General features: G+C 63.9%; 17 protein-coding genes and 1 pseudogene. 9 read left to right on the top strand and 9 right to left on the bottom strand.

Going from position 1 to position 20421, the window contains the following annotated elements; translation table 11 throughout:
• Positions 1-14: 14 nt before the first annotated feature.
• The 3 genes and pseudogenes from GGI60_RS27435 to parE form a co-directional block, all read right to left on the bottom strand.
• Positions 15-1217 (bottom strand): AI-2E family transporter, encoded by a 1203-nt coding sequence (locus GGI60_RS27435; RefSeq protein ID WP_183913753.1) that lies wholly within the window; start codon positions 1215-1217, stop codon positions 15-17.
• Between the two features lie 118 nt (positions 1218-1335).
• Positions 1336-1558: pseudogene (locus tag GGI60_RS32255) on the bottom strand (esterase-like activity of phytase family protein); the annotation flags it as partial.
• 63 nt (positions 1559-1621) lie between these two features.
• Positions 1622-3712 carry a DNA topoisomerase IV subunit B gene (gene parE, locus GGI60_RS27430; RefSeq protein ID WP_183913756.1) on the bottom strand — a complete coding sequence of 697 codons (2091 nt, stop codon included), beginning with the start codon at positions 3710-3712 and terminating at the stop codon, positions 1622-1624.
• Positions 3713-3920: 208 nt separating this feature from the next.
• Here parE and GGI60_RS27425 point away from each other — a divergent pair, with 208 nt between their 5' ends.
• The 4 genes from GGI60_RS27425 to GGI60_RS27410 all read left to right on the top strand — a co-directional run bounded on the left by GGI60_RS27425 (position 3921) and on the right by GGI60_RS27410 (position 8159).
• Positions 3921-4820 (top strand): alpha/beta hydrolase, encoded by a 900-nt coding sequence (locus tag GGI60_RS27425; RefSeq protein ID WP_183913758.1) that lies wholly within the window; start codon positions 3921-3923, stop codon positions 4818-4820.
• A gap of 127 nt (positions 4821-4947) precedes the next feature.
• Positions 4948-5718, top strand: a complete 771-nt coding sequence (gene tpiA, locus GGI60_RS27420; RefSeq protein ID WP_183913760.1) for a triose-phosphate isomerase — start codon at positions 4948-4950, stop codon at positions 5716-5718.
• 138 nt (positions 5719-5856) lie between these two features.
• A complete protein-coding gene (gene secG / locus GGI60_RS27415; RefSeq protein ID WP_183913762.1) occupies positions 5857-6387 on the top strand; it encodes a preprotein translocase subunit SecG in 531 nt (176 codons plus the stop codon).
• A gap of 143 nt (positions 6388-6530) precedes the next feature.
• On the top strand, positions 6531-8159 hold the full coding sequence (locus GGI60_RS27410; RefSeq protein WP_064685859.1) for a CTP synthase: 1629 nt from the start codon (positions 6531-6533) through the stop codon (positions 8157-8159).
• Positions 8160-8229: 70 nt separating this feature from the next.
• On the opposite strand, the gene GGI60_RS27405 is transcribed toward GGI60_RS27410, so the two are convergent.
• The gene (locus tag GGI60_RS27405) at positions 8230-9318 is read right to left on the bottom strand and encodes a citrate synthase/methylcitrate synthase (protein ID WP_183913764.1); all 1089 of its coding nucleotides are present in this window, start codon (positions 9316-9318) and stop codon (positions 8230-8232) included.
• An 83-nt stretch (positions 9319-9401) separates the two neighbouring features.
• Here GGI60_RS27405 and GGI60_RS27400 point away from each other — a divergent pair, with 83 nt between their 5' ends.
• The 5 genes from GGI60_RS27400 to GGI60_RS27380 all read left to right on the top strand — a co-directional run bounded on the left by GGI60_RS27400 (position 9402) and on the right by GGI60_RS27380 (position 15933).
• Positions 9402-10547 carry a citrate synthase gene (locus tag GGI60_RS27400; RefSeq protein ID WP_183913766.1) on the top strand — a complete coding sequence of 382 codons (1146 nt, stop codon included), beginning with the start codon at positions 9402-9404 and terminating at the stop codon, positions 10545-10547.
• Positions 10548-10680: 133 nt separating this feature from the next.
• The gene (locus GGI60_RS27395; RefSeq protein ID WP_183913768.1) at positions 10681-11199 is read left to right on the top strand and encodes a FecR domain-containing protein; all 519 of its coding nucleotides are present in this window, start codon (positions 10681-10683) and stop codon (positions 11197-11199) included.
• A 5-nt stretch (positions 11200-11204) separates the two neighbouring features.
• The gene (locus GGI60_RS27390; protein WP_183913770.1) at positions 11205-13061 is read left to right on the top strand and encodes a CHASE2 domain-containing protein; all 1857 of its coding nucleotides are present in this window, start codon (positions 11205-11207) and stop codon (positions 13059-13061) included.
• Between the two features lie 98 nt (positions 13062-13159).
• A complete protein-coding gene (locus GGI60_RS27385; RefSeq protein WP_183913772.1) occupies positions 13160-15145 on the top strand; it encodes a DEAD/DEAH box helicase in 1986 nt (661 codons plus the stop codon).
• A gap of 119 nt (positions 15146-15264) precedes the next feature.
• Entirely contained in the window at positions 15265-15933 is a 669-nt protein-coding gene (locus GGI60_RS27380; protein WP_183913920.1) for a class I SAM-dependent methyltransferase, read from the top strand.
• Positions 15934-16017: 84 nt separating this feature from the next.
• On the opposite strand, the gene GGI60_RS27375 is transcribed toward GGI60_RS27380, so the two are convergent.
• The 5 genes from GGI60_RS27375 to trpD form a co-directional block, all read right to left on the bottom strand.
• Complete coding sequence (locus tag GGI60_RS27375) at positions 16018-16692, bottom strand: hypothetical protein (protein ID WP_183913774.1); 675 nt, start codon at positions 16690-16692, stop codon at positions 16018-16020.
• A gap of 93 nt (positions 16693-16785) precedes the next feature.
• Complete coding sequence (gene glp, locus GGI60_RS27370) at positions 16786-18009, bottom strand: gephyrin-like molybdotransferase Glp (RefSeq protein ID WP_183913775.1); 1224 nt, start codon at positions 18007-18009, stop codon at positions 16786-16788.
• Positions 18006-18503: a cyclic pyranopterin monophosphate synthase MoaC gene (moaC, locus tag GGI60_RS27365; RefSeq protein ID WP_183913777.1), complete on the bottom strand. Its 498-nt coding sequence runs from the start codon at positions 18501-18503 to the stop codon at positions 18006-18008. The genes glp and moaC overlap by 4 nt, the downstream gene beginning before the upstream one ends.
• 1 nt (position 18504) lies before the next feature.
• Entirely contained in the window at positions 18505-19317 is an 813-nt protein-coding gene (gene trpC, locus GGI60_RS27360) for an indole-3-glycerol phosphate synthase TrpC (RefSeq protein ID WP_183913779.1), read from the bottom strand.
• Between the two features lie 9 nt (positions 19318-19326).
• Positions 19327-20343 (bottom strand): anthranilate phosphoribosyltransferase, encoded by a 1017-nt coding sequence (gene trpD, locus GGI60_RS27355; RefSeq protein WP_183913781.1) that lies wholly within the window; start codon positions 20341-20343, stop codon positions 19327-19329.
• Positions 20344-20421 lie beyond the last annotated feature (78 nt).

Genomic DNA, 20421 nt, shown 5'->3' with positions numbered 1-20421 from the left:
CCCGCGAGCCCGTTTCAGCCTTCGGCTACACGGGGAATCGGCTTGGACGGCGGGGCCTGTTCATCGATGACGATCTGCGGTACCCGCTCGCTGCTCTCGACATTGCGGGCCTCGTGGACCCACTCGCGCCAGATCGCGACGATCAGCGCCATCAGCACCGGGCCGATGAAGAGGCCGAGGAAGCCCATAGTCTTGACGCCGCCGACCAGACCGAAAAAGGTCGGCAGGAAGGGTAGCTTGATCGGGCCGCCGACAAGTTTCGGGCGCAGCGTCTTATCGACGATGAAGAGCTCGACCGTGCCCCAGACGAAGAGACCGATACCGGCGACATGCGAGCCGCTTGCCAGGAGATAAATGGAGACCAGCGTGAAGGAGAGCGGCGCGCCGCCGGGGATCAGCGCCATCACGCCCGTCAGCACGCCAAGCGTGACCGGCGACGGCACACCGGCGATCCAGTAGGCCACGCCGAGCACGATGCCTTCGCCGATCGCAATCAGCGTCATGCCCATGACGGTGGAGCTGATCGTCGCCGGCACGACGCGGGAAATGCGCTCCCAGCGGTTCGGCAGGATGCGCTCGCCGAGCATGTCGATCTGCTTGGAGAAGGAGAAACCGTCGCGATAGACGAAGAACAGCGCAATCAGCATGAAGAGCAGCGTCAGCAGAAGGTGGAAGGCGCCACCGCCGGCTGCAAGTACGGCCCGATAGATGTTGCCGATATTGGCGCCGCTGACGGCTTGGATGAGTTCCCCCAAGGCGCCGGGACTGCCGATATATTTCGTCCAGACGTCATCGAGATAGGCCCCTGCCCAGGGCAGAGCAACGATCCAATTCGGCGTCGCGGCGCCGGCGCGGTTGGCGTGGATCGCCCACGTGACCCAGTTGCGCACCTCGCCCGTCGTGTAGGTGACCGCAAAACCGATCGGAATGACCAGGAAGGTGACGATGAGGAGGATGGCGATGGTCGCGGCGACCGTCGTATTGCCGCCGACGCGGGCAAGAAGCTTGCGGTAGAGCGGCCAGCTGGCGAAGCCGATGACGAGAGCCGCCAGCACCGGCACGAGGAAGCCGTAGAAGAAATAGACTCCGGCGGCGACGATCAGCACCAGCAGCCAGCGCGCCGCGGAGATGGAGGGGATCAGCGGCGTGCGTGTCTGCGCCGACGAGCCCAGCCATCGCGGTTCATGATTGCTTTTCTGACGGTCAAACACACCCACGCGCGCCTCTTCTTATTCTTGTCTTCTGGTTATGGGCTATGAACCCGGCGGTTTCAAGGTCCGCGCCGTGAAAGCGTCTACAAAGCGTCGCTATTCAACCATCAGAGCTGATGACTTACTATTGCGGACGACGCAAAATCTTGAAGGCGTAGAACTGCGTCTTCTGCGCGCCCGAGAAATTATTGTCCGAGCCGCGAATGAGGACGTCGGTCCATCCTTGGCCTTGCGAGCGACATGGCCTCGATATTGTCGGGAACGAGGCTGATTGCTCTGAGATCGAGCACCTGGCTCTTGCGGGCCGAGACGACGCGCTGGTCGTTCCTGGCGAGCGAGGCGATGGCGAAATGCTAAAACGTAGCGCGCCCATGGTCTCTGTCGAACCGTTCGGCGCGTCTCAGGCCTGCTTAAATATCCAGGTTTTCAGCGAAGGCGGCGCGCTCCTGGATGAAGCGGAAGCGGGCCTCCGGCTTGGTGCCCATCAGATCGTCGACGGCGCTGCGGGTGCCTTCGAAATCCACCTCGTCGATCAGCACCCGGAGCAGGGTGCGCTTGGACGGGTCCATGGTGGTTTCCTTGAGCTGGGCAGGCATCATCTCGCCGAGGCCTTTGAAGCGGCTGATTTCGACCTTGGCCTTGCCCTTGAATTCCGTCTGCATCAGTTCGGCGCGATGATTGTCATCGCGGGCATAGGCGGATTTCGCCCCTTGCGTGATCTTATAGAGCGGCGGCACGGCAAGGAAGAGGTGACCGCCACGCACCAGCTCCGGCATCTCCTGATAGAAGAAGGTGATGAGCAGCGAAGCAATATGAGCGCCATCGACGTCGGCATCAGTCATGACGATGATGCGCTCGTAGCGCAGGTCTTCCTGGCGATACTTCGCGCGCGTGCCGCAGCCGAGCGCCTGGATGAGATCGGCGAGCTGCTGGTTGGCGCCGAATTTCTCGCGGCCGGCGCTGGCGACATTGAGGATCTTGCCGCGCAGCGGCAGGATCGCTTGGTTGGCGCGGTTGCGCGCCTGCTTGGCCGAGCCGCCTGCCGAATCACCCTCGACGATGAAGAGCTCGGCGCCTTCGGCGGTATTCTGCGAGCAGTCGGCGAGCTTGCCGGGCAGGCGCAGCTTGCGCACCGCCGTCTTGCGGTTGACTTCCTTTTCCTTGCGGCGGCGCAGGCGCTCCTCGGCGCGCTCGATCACCCAGTCGAGCAGCTTGGCCGCCTCGTTCGGATTGTCGGCGAGATAGTGGTCGAACGGGTCGCGCAGCGCATTCTCGACGATGCGCTGGGCTTCGACGGTCGCCAGCTTGTCCTTGGTCTGGCCGACGAATTCCGGCTCGCGGATGAAGACCGATAGCATGCCGACGGCCGAGATCATCACGTCGTCAGTGGTGATCTGCGCGGCGCGCTTGTTCTGCGTCAGCTCGGCATAGGCCTTCAGGCCCTTGGTCAGCGCGATGCGCAGTCCCGCCTCGTGCGTGCCGCCCTCGGGCGTCGGGATGGTGTTGCAATAGGAATGCACCTGCGGATCGCCGCCATACCAGGTGATCGCCCATTCCATCGAGCCGTGGCCGCTGGCCTTCTCCGTCTTGCCGGCGAAGATCTCGCGGGTGACGGTAAACTCCTTGCCCATCGTCGCCTGGAGATAATCCTTGAGGCCGCCGGGGAAATGGAAGGTGGCCTTATCAGGCACTTCGGACCCTTCCGGAAGAACGCCGGGCTCGCAGCTCCAGCGGATCTCGACGCCACCGAAGAGGTAAGCCTTGGAGCGAGCCATGCGAAAGACGCGCGCGGCGTCGAACTTCATATGCTCGCCGAAGATCTGGGCGTCTGGATGGAAGCGCACGCGGGTGCCGCGGCGATTGTGAACGTCGCCCAATTCCTCGAGCCCGCCCTGCGGCAGACCGCGGGAGAAGCGCTGGCGGTAGAGCTTGCGGTTGCGAGCCACCTCGACCTCGAGGAAGTCGGACAGCGCGTTGACCACCGAGACGCCGACGCCGTGCAGGCCGCCCGATGTCTCATAGGCCTTGCCGTCGAATTTGCCGCCGGCATGCAGCTTGGTCATGATGACTTCGAGCGTCGATTTGCCCGGAACCTGCGGATGGTTCTCGACCGGGATGCCGCGGCCGTTGTCGGTGACGGTGAGATACCCCTGCAGATCGAGATGCACTTCGATGAAATTGGCGTGTCCGGCGACTGCCTCGTCCATCGCATTGTCGATGACTTCGGCAAAGAGGTGATGCAGCGCCTTTTCGTCGGTGCCGCCGATATACATGCCCGGGCGCATGCGCACCGGCTCGAGACCCTCGAGGACGCGGATCGACGAGGCGCCGTATTCATCCGAATTCGATCCGGCGGGCGCCGGGCGCACAGAAGCGGAGGGCGGCGTCGCGGCGATGGGCGCTGCGGCCGCTGGCCGCTCGGCCGGCGCCACGGGCTTCTGTGCCTCCTCGCGTTTTTCAGAAAGGGGCAGTCCGGAGAAAAGGTCGTTGCTGTCGTCCATGGAGCCGTTCAGATCTTCATCCTGTCTTGGGCTTGCATCCGCCGCCGATCCAAAATCACCGCATTTCATGTCACGTTTGCGAATCAGGCAGATTCTGCCAGAAAGCACCTCTATACGCGACACCGCCAATTCTGGCGGAGTCTGACACATGATTTGCGTTGCCGGGCGCGGAATGGCAAGCGGCGGCAGGCTTCAGGAAACCATCTGCATGCGAATGTCCACAAGTGATTGCACTGTTATATCAGCAATTGCGGCGTTTTTCCTGTCTGCGGTCACGCTGTCATCAGGCGGGCCGGCGCGGGCGGCTGGAGCGCTGGCGCCCTTCAAGGACGAACTGTTCTCGAAGCAGACCGTCCTGCAGACAGGCGACGACGGCGCTTTCGAGGTCATCGACTACGACGAAATGCGCGATATCAACGGCCGCGACCAGATCCCGCAAAAGCGGGTGCAGCAGAAATATGTGGCGCTCGGCATCCGCAAGGCGCAAGTCGACCAAACGCTCTCCCTCGATGGCGTCAGCCTCGATGTCACCAGGGTGGGACCGGCGCAAAATGCCGCCTTCACGGTGATCTTCATCCACGGCCGCGACGGCGACCGCCGACTCGGGGCCAACGACTACAGCTTCGGCGGCAACTTCAACCGGCTGAAGAACCTGGCTGCCGGCAATGGTGGTGTCTACTATTCGCCGACGGTCAAGAGCTTCGACAGCAACGGCGCTGCCGCCATCGCCGGTCTCATCCGCTATGCCAGCGCCCAATCGCCGGGCCGGCCGGTGATCCTCTCCTGCGCCTCGATGGGCAGCCAGGTCTGCTGGGGCATTGCCCGCGACGAGGCCAGTGTCCAGCGGCTGAAGGGCATGCTGATCATGAGCGGGGTTACCGATCCCGATTTCACCAGAAGCGCCTTCTACAGGGCGAAGCTGCCGCTCTGGTTCGCGCATGGCAGTCGCGATCCGGTCTATGCCGCCAGCGACCAGCAGGCGCTGTTCGAAAGACTGTACAAGGCAAAATATCCGACGCGCTTCACGCTGTTTCAGACCGGCAATCACGGAACGCCGATCCGAATGATCGACTGGCGCAGGGTGTTGAACTGGATTCTTGCGGCTTAGCAGCGGATTTTCGGGAAAATTTGCCCGAGAATGGCCGAGATTCCCCTTACGTCAAGGGCATGATGCTTTTCTTTGCCGCAAGCTTTTGATATGGCCGCAGGCATAAGCAGATTTTGGGAAGGCCGGCATGACACCTGACGTGCGCCCGCTCGTGGCGGGAAATTGGAAAATGAACGGCACCCGTGCCTCCTTGGATCAGATCAAGGCGATCGCCGAGGGTGTTCGCCCGCCGCTCGCCGATAAGGTCGAGGCGCTGATCTGCCCGCCTGCGACGCTGCTCTATGTGGCGACCGCGCTTTGCACCGACAGCCCGCTTTCGATCGGCGCGCAGGACTGCCATCAGAAGGCTTCTGGGGCGCACACCGGCGACATCTCGGCCGAAATGATCGCCGACAGTTTCGGCACCTATGTGATCGTCGGCCATTCCGAACGCCGTACCGACCACGCCGAAACGGACCATCTGGTGCGCGCCAAGGCGGAGGCCGCCTTTGCCGCGGGGCTGACGGCGATCATCTGCATCGGCGAGACGGCGGATGAACGCCGCGCCGGTCAGGCGCTCGACATCGTCAAGCGCCAGCTTACGGCTTCCGTTCCTGATGGCGCAACCGCCGAAAATACGGTTATCGCCTATGAGCCGATCTGGGCGATCGGTACCGGTGTTACGCCGACATCAGGCGACGTGGAAAAGGCGCATGCCTTCATGCGCGCCGAAATGGCGGCGCGCTTCGGCGACCAAGGCCGCAAGATGCGCCTTCTCTATGGCGGCTCGGTCAAGCCGGCCAATGCCGGCGAGCTGATGGGCATTGCCAATGTCGACGGCGCGCTGATCGGGGGGGCGAGCTTGAAAGCCGCCGACTTCCTCGCCATCTACCGGGCCTACGAGGGGCTGCTCGCCTGAGGCGTTGTTTATTCCCGGGTTATTCGTTCAATCCGCGACGTATTCTCGGCCGAAGGGCTTGGAATAGATGAACGCCTCATGTAAAGAGCCGCCAGAATTTTCAATTATGTCCGTCTTCCGGCGGGCAGGACTGGACCCATGCAGACAGTATTGATTGTCATCCATCTCATGATCGTGCTCGCCCTCGTCGGCGTCGTGCTCATCCAGCGCTCGGAAGGCGGCGGCCTCGGCATCGGCGGCGGTTCGGGCTTCATGTCGGCCCGCGGCACGGCCAATGCTCTGACGCGTACGACCGCGATCCTTGCCACGCTGTTCTTCCTGACGTCGCTCGGCCTCGGCATACTGACGCGTTATGAGGGCCGTCCAAGCGACATCCTCAACCGCATTCCGGCCACGAGCGGCCAGGGCAACGGCATTCTCGATTCGCTCGGCGGCGCACAGGCTCCGGCCAACCAGCCGGCGGGCAACGGCGTTCCGAGCAGCGGCGCCGCCGCGCCCGCTCCGCAGGCTCCGGCCGCGCAAGCTCCGGCAGCGCAGGCGCCGGCGGCCAGCGCGCCTTCAACGGATGCACCGGCAGCAACCGCTCCAGCAACGACTGCCCCGGCAACGCCCGCAGCTCCGGCCGCGCCGGCGCCGGCTCAGCCCTCCGGCGTCCCGACGGGACAGTAAACCGGTCCTCGACATAAACCGCCGGCAGGCCCTCGGGTCTGCCGGTTTTCTTTTGTTCAGATTCCCGCGTCAGGCTTCGAAAGTTCCGGAAAAGAATTTTTGGGCTGGTGGAATCGTTTTTGAAAAGGTATCCGGTGAATCCCATGGCGCGATACGTATTCATCACTGGCGGCGTGGTTTCCTCCCTCGGAAAAGGAATCGCGGCCGCGGCTCTCGGAGCCTTGCTGCAGGCTCGTGGTTATCGGGTCCGGCTTCGCAAGCTCGATCCCTATCTGAACGTGGATCCGGGCACGATGAGCCCGACCCAGCATGGCGAAGTCTTCGTCACCGACGACGGCGCGGAAACCGATCTCGATCTCGGCCACTACGAGCGCTTCACCGGGCGTTCGGCGACCAAGACCGACAACATCACCACCGGCCGCATCTACAAGAACATCATCGACAAGGAACGGCGCGGCGACTATCTCGGCGCGACGGTGCAGGTCATTCCGCACGTCACCAACGAGATCAAGGATTTCGTCACCGAGGGCAACAAGGACTACGATTTCGTCATCTGCGAGATCGGCGGCACGGTTGGCGACATTGAGGCAATGCCCTTCATGGAGGCGATCCGGCAGCTCGGCAACGACCTGCCGCGCGGCACCGCCGTCTACGTCCATCTGACGCTGATGCCCTATATTCCGGCGGCCGGTGAACTCAAGACCAAGCCGACCCAGCACTCCGTAAAGGAACTGCAGGCGCTCGGCATTCATCCCGATATCCTGCTGGTGCGCGCCGATCGCGAAATCCCGGAAGCCGAGCGCCGCAAGCTCTCGCTGTTCTGTAATGTTCGGCCGTCCGCCGTCATCCAGGCGCTCGATGTCGCCAATATTTACGACGTCCCGATGGCCTACCACAAGGAAGGCCTCGACGACGAAGTGCTCGCCGCCTTCGGCATCGAGCCGGCGCCGAAGCCGCGCCTTGACCAGTGGGAAGAGGTCTGCAATCGCATCCGGACGCCGGAAGGCGAAGTGACGATCGCGATCGTCGGCAAATATACCGGCCTCAAGGATGCCTATAAATCGCTGATCGAGGCGCTGCACCACGGCGGAATCGCCAATCGCGTCAAGGTCAAGCTCGAATGGATCGAGTCCGAGGTCTTCGAGAAGGAAGATCCCGCGCCCTATCTGGAAAAGGTGCATGGAATCCTCGTGCCCGGCGGCTTCGGCGAGCGCGGCTCCGAAGGCAAGATCCATGCGGCCCGCTTTGCCCGTGAGCGCAAGGTGCCGTATTTCGGCATCTGTTTCGGCATGCAGATGGCCGTCATCGAGGCGGCGCGCAATCTCGCCGATGTGCCGGCGGCTTCGTCGACCGAATTCGGCCCGACGAAGGAACCGGTGGTCGGCCTGATGACCGAATGGGTCAAGGGCAACGAGCTGCAGAAGCGCACCGCGGCCGGCGATCTCGGCGGCACGATGCGCCTCGGCGCTTACAAGGCGGCCTTGAAGAAGGGCACGAAGATCTCGGAAATCTACGGTTCGACCGACATTTCCGAGCGTCATCGCCACCGCTATGAGGTCAATGTCGACTACAAGGACCGGCTTGAGAGCTGCGGCCTCGTTTTCTCCGGCATGTCGCCGGACGGCGTTCTGCCGGAGACGATCGAATATCCCGATCACCCCTGGTTCATCGGCGTGCAGTATCACCCCGAACTGAAGAGCCGCCCGCTCGACCCGCATCCGCTGTTTGCCAGCTTCATCGAAGCAGCAACGGAGCAGAGCCGGCTCGTCTGACGAGTGCGGCACCAGATCGCGCGATTACGCGCGATCTGGAATGGATCCGGATATCCTGCCGGATCAGCCTTCATGCAGCCGCCGGCGACGGCCCGATATAGACCGAACGCGGGCGAATCAGCCGGCCGTCGAGGGCTTGTTCGCGCGCATGCGCCAGCCAACCAACCGTGCGGCCGATTGCGAAGACGCCGGTGAAGGCTTGCCGCGGGAAGCCGAGCGCTTCGAGCAGCAGCGCGGTATAGAATTCGACATTGACGTCGAGCGGCCGGTCAGGCTTGCGCGCCTTCAGGATCGCCAACGCGGCGGCCTCCACGGCTTCCGCCAGCGCACCGCGGGCGCTGTCCACCTGTCCCGACGCGAGCAGCGGCTTCAGCGCGCCTTTCAGCGCATCGGCGCGCGGATCGCGCACACGATAGATGCGGTGGCCGAAGCCCATCAGCCTTTCGCCGCGATCGAGCGCGTCGCCGAGCCAACGGCCGGCATTCTCCGCCGTACCCACGGCATCCAGCATGTCGAGGACAGGCCCGGGCGCGCCGCCATGCAGCGGCCCCTTCAGCGCGCTCAGCGCCGCCAGCACGGAAGAGGTGAGGCCGGCCTGGGTCGAGGCGATGACCCGCGATGCGAAGGTCGAAGCGTTAAGGCCGTGGTCTGAGATCGTGACGAGATAGGTATCGAGCGCTGACACTTGCTCCTTGCTCGGCAATTTACCGGTCAGCATGCGCAGGATATCGGCCGCCTGCGGCAGTGCTGCGTCGGGCGCGATCGGCTCTTGGCCGCGCTGCAGCCTGAGAACCGCGGGCAGGAAGACTGCGGGCGCTGCCATAAGGCCGAGCGCGATATCCAAGTCCTCGCCGTCGGGCAGCCGGGCGATGAGCGCCCGCATCGCATCAACCGGCGGCAGTGCGAGCAAGGCGTCGTCGGTGGCCTCAATATGGACGAAGACCTTCGTTCGCGCTTTCGCCAGCCAGCCGCGCAATTCCGCTTCATCGAAGCTCCGCTCCATCAGGCCATCCAGCAACAGGGCGGCAACGCCCTCATAGGTCCCGTCCGCGACGAGATGATCCAGCGATACGCCGCGAATGATCAGGCGCCCCGCTTCGCCATCGACATCCGAGAGTTGCGTTTCGGCGGCGACGGCGTCTTCCAAGCCGTTTTTCATATTGTTTCTCCTTTACGGCAAGGATGATCCGACCTAGTCTCATTGACGTCAATCTTGATGCAAATGATCAATATGGGGCTCCGATGCCGTGGCTGACCGCCGAGGAGGCGCTGCAGGCGCTGAAGACCAAGCCGCAGACCCTTTACGCCAATGTTAGCCGCGGGCGCATCCGCGCCAAACCCGATCCCGCCGACCCGCGCCGCAGCCTCTACCAGGCTGCCGATGTGCAGCGACTGGCCGAACGCCATGCCGGCCGCCGCAAGGCCGAAATGGTGGCTGCCGAGTCGATCCGCTGGGGCGACCCGGTTCTCTCCTCGGCGATCTCCACCATCATCGCGGGACGGCTTTTCTATCGTGGGCGGGATGCCGCCAATTTCGCCGAGGCGGCGACGCTGGAGCAGGCGGCGGCACTGCTCTGGAACGGCGCGGAAACGCTGTTCTCGGGCACAACAACTGGAAATGCCCCGCCATCGCTTCAGGCTGCGTTCCTGGCGCTGGCAGAGCGGGTGACGGCGGATCTGCCATCGCTCGGCCGATCGCAAGCCGCGCTGCGGCGCGAGGCGCACAGCGTTCTCTCGACCATCGCCGATGCGCTGGCGCCGGGACCTTCGGACCAGCCGCTGCACCTGCGGCTGGCGGCGAGCTGGAAGCGGCCGGATGCCGCCGATTGCCTGCGCCGGGCGCTGGTAGTGCTTGCCGACCACGAACTCAACGCCTCGGCCTTTGCGGCGCGGGTCACCGCCTCGGCGGGTGCCGCATTGTCGGCTGCCGTGCTCTCCGGTCTGGCAACGCTGACGGGGCCGCTGCACGGTGCTGCCTGGCAAGGCGTCGACGCTTTGATCGAGTTATCTTCGGCGCTCGGCGCGGAACAGGCGATCCGCCGCTCGCTTGTCCAGGGCAATCACCTTGCGGCCTTCGGCCATCCGCTCTATCCCGATGGCGATGTCAGGGCTTTGGCGCTGCTTTCGCATTTTTCCCTGCCGCCGCAATTTGCTGCGCTTCGGGAAACCGGCGAGGAGATGGTCGGCGAGAAGGTCAATGTCGATTTCGCGCTTGCTGCCATGGCGGCCGCCTTCGGTCTGCCTCGAGAGGCGCCGATCATCATTTTTTCGCTTGCCCGTTCCACTGGCTGGCTGGCGCATGCGATGGAGCAGATCGAGAGCGGAGAATTGATCCGGCCGCGCGCGCGTTATGCCGGGCCGGCGCCGCAGATGAGAAGCGGTTCCTGAGAATACCGGTGGTCTCACCGGTCTACTTTTTCGCCTAGGGAAATATCGGAATTCGGCTATCATGGCCGATATGGAAGAAGACGGTTGGCGGGCGCTTTCGCAAAGCTGTTCCGCGCGGTCACGGGGGCTTTCCATGCATACGACGCTTCGTAACCTGTTTGTCGCCGCGCTGGCTGCCGGCCTCATTCCGCATGAGGTGGCCTTGGCGCAGTCTGCGGGCTGCACGATATCGCGTGACGCCGGCGCCCGTCAGGTGCTGAGCTGCCCTGGCGGCGTCAAGGTGACGGCAGAGGCCGGCGCGTCTTTCCGCCTTACCGACCGCAACCGTGACGGCAGTCCCGATTCGGCGTCGCTACGGCGCAAGGCCATTCTCGTCGATGTCGACAGCAGTCAGCACACAGGTGGCTTCCAGGTGGTGACGCCGCAGGCGATCGCTGCCGTGCGCGGCACGCAATGGGCTGTCGACGTCGCAAGCGGCAAGACCTCGGTGCTGGTCGTCAGGGGCAGCGTTGCCGTCCGTCGGCCGGCCGGCGAGCCGGTGGTGCTGTCGCCAGGCGAGGGCGTCGATGTAACCAGCTCAACCGAACCTCTTGTCGTGCGCAGCTGGCCGGCGCCGCGCGTCGCTGCCCTTCTTGCCCGCCTCGGTCAGTAAATATCATGAGCCATCGTCTGCTGACCGTGATCGCGCTGCTGTTCGCCGGTCTTTGGGGCGCTGCGCTCGGTTATCTCAATCTCAACGGCGAGGCCGGCCTTCTCGACCGGATGGAGGCCACGCTTGCGGATGTCCGCAGCCTCGCCGTCGGGGCAAGAGAGCCGCCTCCTGTCGTGTCGATCGTCGCGATCGATGACCGCACCGCCGCCGCCCACGGCTATCCGCTCGACCGCGCCACGCTTGCCCGTCTTGTCGGCGCGATCAATGCGGGCAAGCCGAAAGCCCTGGCGCTGGACATTCTGCTCGTCGATCCCGGGCCGGAGGAGGGTGATGCGGCGCTGACCGCCGCCTTGCGTCAGGGGCCAACCGTCATCGCGGGGGCGGCCACATTTGCGCAAAGCAGGCAGCAGGTCATCGATTCCGCCGAGGATCCGTTGGCCGCCATCCCCGAGGCAAACCAGCTTCTGTTGCCGCTCCCGCGTTTTGCCGAGGCGGCGGCGGTCGGCATCGTCAATGTCGCAACCGATCAGACCGGCACGCCGCGTTTCGTTCCGCTGATTTCGCGCAGCGCCGACCGGCTGGATCCGGCTTTTCCGTTGCGTGCCGCATCGTTGGCGCTCGGCGCCGATCCCAGTATCGAACGCGATGCCGTCATGCTCGGAGCGCTGCGTATTCCAACGGATATCGGTCAACGCCTGCCGCTGACCTTCTATGGCGGGCGCGGCAGCATCGCCACCTTCAGCGCCGCCGATGCGCTTGACGGCAAGCTGCCGGCAGCGGCGGTGGCAGGCCGCATCGTCGTCATCGGTTCGACGGTCACGGGCGGCGGCGACGTTTTCCCGACGCCGTTCGATCCTGTCATGCCCGGCGTGGAGGTGATGTCGACGGCAATCATCCATCTCGTCACCGGCGACGGCATGGTGCGCGACCGCAGGATGAGGCTGATCGATGCCGGTATTGCCATTGGCTTGGCGCTCCTGCTCGTCTCGCTGATGGCTTGGCGGCGGAGTGCGGCGGGCTACCTCATCACGGTACTGGTGCTGGTGGTCTGGGCCATGCTCAATCTGTCGGCCTTTGCCAATGGCTTTTGGCTGAGTGCGGCGCTGCCGATCGCCGCGGCGCTACCGCCGGCGTTGCTGCTCGGTGCGGCCGAACTCTGGCGCGACCGCGGCCGCGCTCGCCATTTCGCCGAGCAGAGCGCCCTCCTGCAGCGCATCGAGGCTCCCGGCCTTGGCGAATGGCTGGCGCGTGATCCGAATTTCCTCGCCGCGCCGGTACGCCAGAACGCTGCCGTTATCTTCATCGATCTCTCGGGTTTCACGGGTCTCAGCGAAAAGCTCGGACCGGTCAAGGTCAGCGAAGTGCTGAGCGGTTTCTTCGAAATCATCGACGACGAGGCCCGGTCTCAGGGCGGCGCCATCACCAGCTTCATGGGCGACGGGGCAATGATCCTGTTCGGCCTTCCGCAGCCGGCCGATGACGATGCTGCCCGCGCCGTCTCTTGCGCGGTCAGCCTTTGCGAGCGTACGCGGACCTGGCTTGGCGCGCATGCGGGCTTTGCCGAGAAGAAGATCGGCTTCAAGGTCGGCGCCCATTGCGGGCCGATCGTCGCCTCGCGGCTCGGCACCGGCGACCGGCAGCAGATCACGGCGGCAGGCGATACGGTGAATGTCGGCGCCCGGCTGATGGAGGTCGCCGCCCATAACGGCGTCGAGCTGGCGCTGAGCGACGAAATCGTGCGTGCCGCGGGCCCCGACAGCGCGCTACCGCAAGCCGGCCGGATGGAGGGGCCGTTGGAAACGGAGCTACGCGGCCGGGCAAGCCATATCGACGCCTGGCTGTGGCACAGCCGCACGCTTTGACAATCGCTGCGGGAGCGGCTAGGAACGGCGCAAATATCCCGCCGGCTGGCTCCGGCCATGGCGCATTTCGCGCCTGACAGCTCCGAAAGATCGAACTCATGACAGAATTCAACGGCGTCGTTCCGGCGATCGCCAAGGCGTTGCAGAAGCGCGGTTACGCCGAACTCACCCCGGTGCAGAAGTCGATGCTCGATCCTGATCTTGCCGCGTCCGACGCTCTGGTTTCCGCCCAGACCGGTTCCGGCAAGACTGTCGCCTTCGGCCTGGCGCTGGCGCCGACGCTGCTCGAGGGCGGGGAGCGCTTCGGCAACGCCGGCGCGCCGCTTGCGCTTGTCATCGCCCCGACGCGCGAACTTGCGCTGCAGGTGAAGCGTGAGCTCGAATGGCTCTATGAGATGACCGGCGCGGTGATCGCCAGCTGCGTCGGCGGCATGGACATCCGCAGCGAGCGCCGGTCGCTCGAACGCGGCGCCCATATCGTCGTCGGCACGCCCGGCCGTCTTTGCGACCATATCCGTCGCAGGGCTCTCAACATGTCGGAACTGAAGGCCGCCGTGCTCGACGAGGCGGACGAAATGCTCGATCTCGGCTTCCGCGAAGATCTGGAATTCATTCTCGATTCGGCGCCGGACGAGCGCCGGACGCTGATGTTTTCGGCAACGGTGCCGGCGGCGATCGCCAAGCTTGCCAAAAGCTATCAGCGCAACGCCGTGCGCATCAGCACCGCGGCTGAGACAAAGCAGCATGTCGATATCGAATATCGCGCGCTGATGGTGGCCCCCAGTGACCGCGAGAATGCGATCATTAACGTGCTGCGTTATTACGAGGCGACCAACGCCATCGTCTTCTGCTCGACACGCGCCGCGGTCAATCATCTGACCGCCCGCTTCAACAACCGCAATTTCTCCGTCGTAGCGCTTTCCGGCGAGCTGACGCAGAACGAACGCACCCATGCGCTGCAGGCGATGCGCGACGGGCGCGCCCGCGTCTGCATCGCGACCGACGTCGCCGCTCGCGGCATCGACCTGCCAGGTCTCGATCTCGTCATCCATGCCGACCTGCCGACCAATCCGGACACGCTGCTGCACCGCAGCGGCCGCACTGGCCGGGCCGGGCGCAAAGGCATCAGCGCCATGATCGTGCCGCTGAATGCACGACGCAAGGCCGAACGCCTGCTGGAGAATGCCGGCATTTCGGCCGCCTGGGCACGGCCGCCGTCGGCCGAGGAGGTGAACGAGCGCGACGACGAGCGGCTGCTCGCCGATCCGATCTTCAGCGAAGCGCCGCAGGAGGAAGAACAGGGGCTGGTGCAGCAGCTTCTCTCCAGCCACGGCGCCGAAAAGCTCGCCGCCGCCTTCCTGCGTCTCTACCGCACCAATCATTCGGCGCCGGAGGATCTGATCGAGATCACCGTGCAGGATGAGCGCAGCCGCAAGCGCCGCGACAATGCCGAGTCTTACGAGCCGGCGCAGAAGGGACCTCGCGAGGACTTCGGCGCCAGCGTCTGGTTCTCCGTCTCGGTCGGGCGCAAGCAGAATGCCGAGCCGCGCTGGCTGATCCCGATGCTTTGCCGCAACGGCAACGTCACAAAGCGCGAGATCGGCGCGATCAAGATGCAGCCCGAGGAAACCTATGTCGAGATAGCCGTAGCAAGCGCCGACAGCTTCCAGGAGGCGCTCGGACCGAACAAGACGCTCGAGCGCGGCATCCGCGTGACCAGGCTTTCCGGCACGCCGGATTTCAGCCGTGCGCCGGCACAGAAGCCCTATGCCGGCAAGGCCTCGCGTGACGACCGGCCGGGCGATAACTTCCGCGACGAGCGGCCGAAGAAGAAGTTCGGCAAGGGTTGGGGCGGCGGCTATGCCGCGGCCGAGAATACCGGCGGGGAGAAGCGGGACAGCAAGCCCTGGAGCAAGAAACCCGGTAAGCCCGGCTTCGATGGCCCGAAATCCGACAAGCCCAGATACGACAAGCAGAAATTCGAAGGCGGGAAATCCGAAGGCGCCAGATCCGAACGCCCGAAATACGAAGGCAAGGGCGGCGCCGGGCCGAAGAACAAGTTTTCGAAGAAGAAGCCCGGTTGATTTCCCCGGCAGCCCTTCGCCGGGTCAGGCGGAGGGTTTTATCTGACGGTATGCGGCATCTCGACATGAAGAACTATTGAATCGTTGGATTTTATAGCGGGACAGGGAGCATGACGATGATGAAACGCTCTGGCACACCGCGTCCCGATCCGGCCGCCTTTATCCTGGCCAACCTGCCGATTTCACCCGTCCCGGCCATTCCCGAAATCCTGCTGCATACGGCAGGACCCGCGAGTGGCCTTTGGCGACTTGCCGGCCGGGGAGAGACCAACCCAGCGCCCTACTGGGCCTACCCCTGGGCCGGCGGCGCCGTGCTTGCCCGCCATCTGCTCGACCGGCCGAAGATGGTCGCCGGCCGCCGCGTCGTCGATCTCGGCGCCGGCTCCGGGCTCGTCGCCATTGCGGCGGCCAAGGCCGGAGCTGCCGCGGTCACGGCGGTCGATGTCGATACCAACGCCATTGCCGCAATCGGTCTCAACGCTGCAGTGAACGGCGTGAACATCCTGGTCGTCGCCGCCGATATCATCGAGGCACCGCCGCCGGAGGAGACGGATATCCTTGTTGTCGGCGACCTGTTCTACGATCCCGCGCTTGCCTTGCGGGTGATGGCTTTCCTGCGGCGTTGCCAGGCCTCCGGCATCGAGGTGCTGATCGGCGATCCCCATCGCGCCTACCTGCCGCAGAAAGAACTTCAGCGGATTGCGACTCATGCGGTTCCGGATTTCGGCGGGGGTCGGGGGGATGACCCTGTTCAGGCGGGCGTCTTTTCGCTTGTCAGCAATAGCTGAAAGGCGAGATCAATAATTACTGTTGCTACCGCCTTATCCGCTACCCGAGCCAAAGGCTGCGTGCTCAATGAAGACGGAGTGCCTTTATTTTCCGTCATCGACGCAGATGCCGGCTGAACGACAAGATTCAGGATCAATGCCAAAGGTAGCTGAAAAAGACTCGTCAAAACATCTATCGTCTGATGAATAGTCCATTTCGATCAGAGCAAACCATTTCTTTGTGGCTCTCGTCGGATAATAGTCTTCTGTCTGGTAGTAATACCTTCCAAAACATTGACGTGGTTGTGCTGCCTTCGGCAAAATTCCATATTTTATAAGATCCTGAAATTCATCTTGTTCTGCCGATATCTCCTTTTCGATGAATTCAGTGACAATCGGCTGGAGTTCCGGGTAGTTTGCAACGCAATTGCGTACGATCTGGTCCTCATTACCTTTATGCGCGAAGACGATGTAGCCGATGTCTGCCGCTGGCTTGCGCGCCTCAAGCTTGCTTCCATCCAGGATCGTATGGCCTTTCAGCGCACTGAGCTTTTCAATCAGCGACTGGTACCGCTTGAGATGCTCGGCCATGCGATCAGAGCAAAGAATAAGTGTTTTTGGCGTCGCCGCGCCTTTCAGATCGGGCGTTAGCCACTCAATCGCCCAGGGGGCATCGGCGGCGGAAGATGGTTCCAACGCGGGGCTTCCTTGCACTGCCGCAACGGCGGCCGAATAGGCTGCGAGAAGGATGACAGCCGACATCGTGCACCTGGATAACATAAACCCCCCTACAAATGTAGCTCCTGTTGTCCTGATCGGCCGCGGGAGCGGAAAAAGATCGCCCAGAGATCGAAATAAATTGAAACTGCAATATCAGCCGAGCAGGTCCGGCCGCAGCAGCAGGACCGGACAGGGCGCTCCGGCCGGCAGTTCCGGCGCATGCGGCGGGCGGATGATGAGGCAGTCGGCTTGCGCGAATACCTTCATCATCGAGGAGTCCTGTTTGCCGAAGGGTTCTGCGAGCCAGGTTCCGGCAGCAGATTTCGACAGTTTCGCCCTGACATAGTCCTGCCGGTGATCATTGGCGCGCAGTGTGACGGCTGCCTCCACCATTGCCTCGCGTCGCACCTGCGGCAGGGAGGCGAGCTTGCGGATCAGCGGCTCCAGGAAGAGCAGCGAGCAGACGAGGCTCGAGACCGGATTGCCGGGCAGGCCGAGCACATGGATGTCGCCGAAGCTGCCGACCATCAGGGGCTTGCCGGGACGCATGGCAATGCGCCAGAAATCGAGCTGCATGCCGGCCTCGATCAACGTTGCCTGCACCAGATCATGGTCGCCGACCGAAGCGCCGCCGAGCGTGACGATGACATCGGCCTTGGCGTTTCGTGCCGTGTCAATCGCCGCGGTGATCCTCGCCTGTTCGTCCGGGACGATACCGAGGTCAAGCACAACGGCGCCGGCCTTGCGGGCGAGGGCTGCGATACCAAACGTATTGGACGCGATGATCTGCGAAGGGCCGGGCGTGCTTCCGGGCGGCAGCAGTTCATCACCGGTTGCGAGGATGGCGATCAGCGGGCGCCGGAGCACCTCGACGTCGGGCCGGTTCATGCCGGCAGCGACCGTCAACCGCGAGAAATCGAGCACGGTTCCGGCCGTCAGCACGGCTTCGCCTTCGACGAAATCCTGGCCGCGGGGACGCACATGCTGACCCTGCCGGACGGGGAAATTGGTTCGGATACCGTCTTCGATCTTCTCAGCATCCTCCTGCAGCAGGACGCTGTCGGCGCCTGGCGGAACCGGCGCGCCGGTGAAGATGCGGACGGCTTCTCCGCGGCCGACGCTTCCCTCGAAGCCGTGGCCAGCGGCCGAGGTGCCGATGACCTTCAGCACAGCGCCCGGGTCCGGCGCGTCTTCGCGGCGCAGCGCATAGCCATCCATCGCCGATGCATTGAAGGGTGGCTGTGTCAGGCCGGCCGTGAGATCGACGGCAAGGATGCGGTCCTCTGCTTCGGCGAGCGGCAGCGTCTCCGATGCTGCGACCGGCTTTGCCCGAGAGAGCAGGCGGTTCTGTGCCTCGGTGACCGGGAGCAGGTTCATCTCGCCTCCGGATGACGGAAATTGCCGGATTTGCCGCCGGATTTTTCGAGCAGCCTGATGCCGCCGATCTCCATTGCCTTGTCGGCGGCCTTGGCCATGTCGTAGATCGTCAGACACGCGACGGAGACGGCGGTCAGCGCCTCCATCTCAACACCGGTCTTGCCGGTCAGCTTGGCGGTTGCCGTGACGCGCAGGCCGGGCAGGGCCGCATCTTCCGCGATCTCGACCGTCACCTTCGTCAGCATCAGCGGGTGGCAGAGCGGGATCAGATTGGCGGTCTGTTTGGCGGCCATGATGCCGGCAAGGCGGGCCGCGCCGATGACATCGCCCTTCTTGGCATTGCCCTGGCGGATGAGCGCGAGTGTTTCCGGCGCCATTCTCACATGGCCTTCCGCGGTGGCAACGCGCACCGTCTCGGCCTTGTCGGAAACATCGACCATATGCGCCTCGCCTGACGTGTCGATATGGGTAAGGCCAGGCTTTCCGCCGTTCATCTTATTCGGCCGCGATTGCCGCTTCGCCGCCGAGCAGCGCGCGGGTGGCGGCCGTCACGTCGTCCTTGCGCATCAGGCTTTCGCCGACCAGGAAGGTATTGATGCCGGCAGCCTGCAGGCGTTTGCAATCGGCATGGGTGAAGATGCCGCTTTCGCCGACGAGGAGCCGATCGTCAGGAACCATGGAGGCAAGCGTCTCGCTGACGGTCAGGCTGACTTCGAAAGTCCTGAGGTTGCGGTTGTTGATGCCGATAAGCGGCGAGGAGAGCTTCAGCGCGCGTTCCATTTCCGGCGCGTCGTGAACCTCGACCAGCACATCCATGCCGAGCGAAAAAGCTTCGTCCTGCAGACGCTCCGCCTCGTCATCGGTGAGCGACGCCATGATCAGCAGAATGCAATCGGCGCCCCAGGCGCGGGCCTCATGGACCTGATAGGTCTCGAACATGAAGTCCTTGCGCAAAGCGGGCAGGGCGCAGGCGGCACGCGCCGCCGTCAAAAATTCCGGTGCACCCTGAAAGCTTGGCGCATCGGTTAGCACGGAAAGGCAGGCTGCGCCGCCGGCTTCGTAGGCCTTTGCCAGCGCTGGCGGATCGAAATCCGGACGAATGAGGCCCTTGGACGGGCTTGCCTTCTTGATCTCGGCGATCAGGCCGAAATGGCCTGCCTCACGCTTGGCCGTGAGCGCGTGATAAAAACCGCGCGGCGCGGCCTGCCCGGCCTGCATCGCCTTAAGGTCGGTCAGCGACACTGTCGCCTTGGCGGCAGCGATCTCCTCGCGCTTGTAGAGTTCGATCTTCTTCAGGATATCGCTCATTCGGCAATCCTAATCGATATCGTTGGAAACGGCGATGAGTTTGTCGAGAGCGAGGGCGGTGGCGCCGCTATCGAGCGAATGCGCGGCAAGCTTCATGCCGTCGCGGATCGTGTCGACCTTGCCCGAGATGACGAGCGAGGCGGCAGCATTGGCCAGCGAAACATCGCGGTAGGCGTTTTTCGCGCCGCCAAGAACCTCGCGAAGTGCTGCAGCATTGGCGACACCATCGCCGCCCTTGATATCGGCGAGCACGCAGGGGCTGACGCCGAAGTCGGCGGGCGACAGCTCGAAGGTGCGGATCTTGCCGTCTTCGAGGGCGGCAACCTTGGTGATGCCTGTTGTGGTGATCTCGTCGAGACCGTCGCCATGAACCACCCAGACGCATTCGGAGCCGAGATCGCGCATGACTTCGGCCAGCGGCACCAGCCATTGCGGCGAAAAGACGCCCAGCAGCTGGCGGCGGACACCGGCCGGATTGGAGAGCGGCCCAAGAAGATTGAAGATGGTGCGGGTGCCGAGTTCGACGCGGGACGGGCCGACATGGCGCATGGCGGAATGATGAAGCTGCGCGAACATGAAGCCGACGCTGGCCTCAGCAATGCAGCGGGAAATGATCTCGGGACCGACATCGATATTGACGCCGAGTGCAGCCAAATTGTCGGCCGCGCCCGATTTCGAGCTCAGCGCCCGGTTCCCGTGCTTTGCCACCGGCACACCGGCGCCGGCGACGATCAGTGCCGCCAGCGTCGAAATATTGTAGGTGCCGCTGGCATCGCCTCCGGTACCGACGATGTCGATGGCATCGGCCGGCGCCTCGACGGTCAGCATTTTCGAGCGCATGGTGGTGACGGCGCCGACGATCTCGTCGACGCTTTCGCCACGCACGCGCAGCGCCATCAGGAAGCCGCCGATCTGGGAAGGCGTCGCCTGGCCCGACATCAGGATGTCGAAGGCAGCGCGCGCCTCGTCACGCGTCAGCGGCTCGCGGCTTGCGGCCTTGGCCAGGAACGGTTTCAGATCGGACATAAAACCTCCCAGAGCATGACGCCGAAAAGTGTGAGCGTCCTTCGGCGAACATCATGCTCTAACTGTTGAATTCGGAAC

Origin of the sequence: Rhizobium lentis, from assembly GCF_014200175.1 — a bacterium.
Taxonomy (GTDB): domain Bacteria; phylum Pseudomonadota; class Alphaproteobacteria; order Rhizobiales; family Rhizobiaceae; genus Rhizobium; species Rhizobium mulingense.
Note: the sequence above shows the minus strand (reverse complement) of the source record. Positions and strands in the feature narration are given on the sequence as shown.